Source organism: Protofrankia sp. Cr1 (assembly GCF_963555865.1).
Classification (GTDB): domain Bacteria; phylum Actinomycetota; class Actinomycetes; order Frankiales; family Frankiaceae; genus Protofrankia.
The window spans coordinates 19,366-21,054 of the sequence record NZ_CAUVXO010000036.1; the positions used below are offsets into that span (position 1 = coordinate 19,366).

The 1,689-nt window shown below is 71.9% G+C and carries 2 protein-coding genes and 1 pseudogene; 1 reads left to right on the forward strand and 2 read right to left on the reverse strand.

All coding sequences use genetic code 11. The features are described from left to right. Together U9980_RS05785 and U9980_RS05790 are read right to left on the reverse strand one after the other, a co-directional pair. A partial coding sequence (locus tag U9980_RS05785) for an urease subunit beta (RefSeq protein ID WP_322766994.1) occupies nucleotides 1-350 on the reverse strand: 350 nt, incomplete at its 3' end. Next, nucleotides 347-649: an urease subunit gamma gene (locus U9980_RS05790; RefSeq protein WP_322751029.1), complete on the reverse strand. Its 303-nt coding sequence runs from the start codon at nucleotides 647-649 to the stop codon at nucleotides 347-349. The genes U9980_RS05785 and U9980_RS05790, both read right to left, overlap by 4 nt. A 389-nt stretch (nucleotides 650-1,038) precedes the next feature. Here U9980_RS05790 and U9980_RS05795 point away from each other — a divergent pair. Then, nucleotides 1,039-1,689: pseudogene (locus tag U9980_RS05795) on the forward strand (hypothetical protein); the annotation flags it as partial.

Below are 1,689 nucleotides of genomic sequence, written 5' to 3' on the forward strand. Positions count from 1 at the left end.
GTCCCGTCCGGCTCGGCCGTGTTCGACCCGGCCGCGTCCAGCGGGCCGGCCGATTCGGCCCGCAGGCCCGGTACGATCCGTCGGCCGGCGAGCGGCACCAGGTCCACCTCGCGGTCCACCCCGGGCTCGAAGCGGACGGCGGTGCCGGCGGGTACGGCGAGCCGGTGCCCCCAGGCGGCGTCCCGATCGAAGTCCAGCGCCGGATTGGCCGCGGCGAAATGGTAGTGCGACCCAACCTGGACTGGACGGTCGCCGAGGTTGCGAACCCGCAGGGTCAGGATGGGGCGCCCCGGGTTGATCTCCACCAGGCCGTCGCCGTGGCGGATTTCGCCCGGCCTGACGCCGTTCACGGGATCGGCTGGTGCACGGTCACCAGTTTGGTGCCGTCCGGGAAGGTCGCCTCGACCTGGACATCGGCAAGCATCTCGGGGACGCCGTCCATGACATCCTCGCGGGTCAGTACGCTGCGACCGGCCGTCATCAGATCGACGACAGTACGCCCGTCACGCGCGCCCTCCAGGAGGAAGGACGTGATGACGGCGGTCGCCTCGGGGTAGTTGAGCCGCAGGCCGCGGGCTCGTCGCTCCCGGGCGAGGCCGGCCGCGACGTGGATCAGCAGCCGTTCCTGCTCATGCGGGCTCAGCAACACACGTGGAAGCATAGAGCGCCCGGCAGCAGGGACGCAGCGTGGTCGGTCCGCCCGGCCAGGGGTCCCGCTTGTGTCGGCCCGGGACGACTCGGTTACGGAAACGTTACAAGCCGCGGGTTCGTGAGCACAACCGGCTCGCATGGCGGCAGAGTGATGACGCCACGCCCCTCATCCGCTGTTCCGTCGTTCCGTCGTTCCGTTGTTCCGTCGTTCCGCACCGCTGCTCGACGCCATACCGGGTGTTGCTCTGCCGTGTGCGGCCCGGCCCGAGGCCGTGAGGTTGGTGCGTGCCGGAATCCGGGCGACGTCGCTGAGCCGAATCGGGCGGGGGCGTTGCGTTGCATTGCGCCCTACACCGTGCTCGCCAGACCTGGGTTTTCGGAGGCTATATGACCGCCGAGCGTGACCGTGAACGGATGCGGCTCGCGTCCGCCCCGGCGCTCTGCTCGCCCGAAGCTGCGCCGGCGGCGCCGGCCGGTGGGACGGCCCGCGCCGCGCGTCCGGTCCGCCGTACCGGGTTCGATGCCGTTGGCGCGTCCCACCTGGCGCCGACCGCGGCGGAGCTCGAGCAGCTGCGGCGGGTCGCGAACGGAACGCAGGAGGCGGATCTGGTCGTCCGCGGCGGCGTGATGGTCGTCGTCCAAACCGGTGAGCTGCGGCGTCGTGACCTGCTCATCGCCGGTCGGTTCATAGCCGCGGTGACACGCCCCGGGACGCTGGGTGCCCGCCGCGCCCTGGATGCCTCCGGCCGCTACCTCCTGCCGGCCTATGTCGATCCGTATGTCCGGTTAGAACAGACCTTGCTGACGCCCGGGGAGCTCGCTCGTCTCGTAGTGCCCCGAGGGACGGTCACCCTGCTCGTGGACGCCGGCCTGCCGGTCGCGCTGTGCGGACCGCGCGGTGCGCGGCTCGTGACCGCCTCCGGGACCCCGGTGCGCCTGCTTGCCAGGACCTCCCCGGCCGGCGGCGGTACGGGCACGCGGGCTGGCGCGAGCCTCCCGGACATCGGGACGTGGCTGCCCCGTCAATCCGTTCCCTTA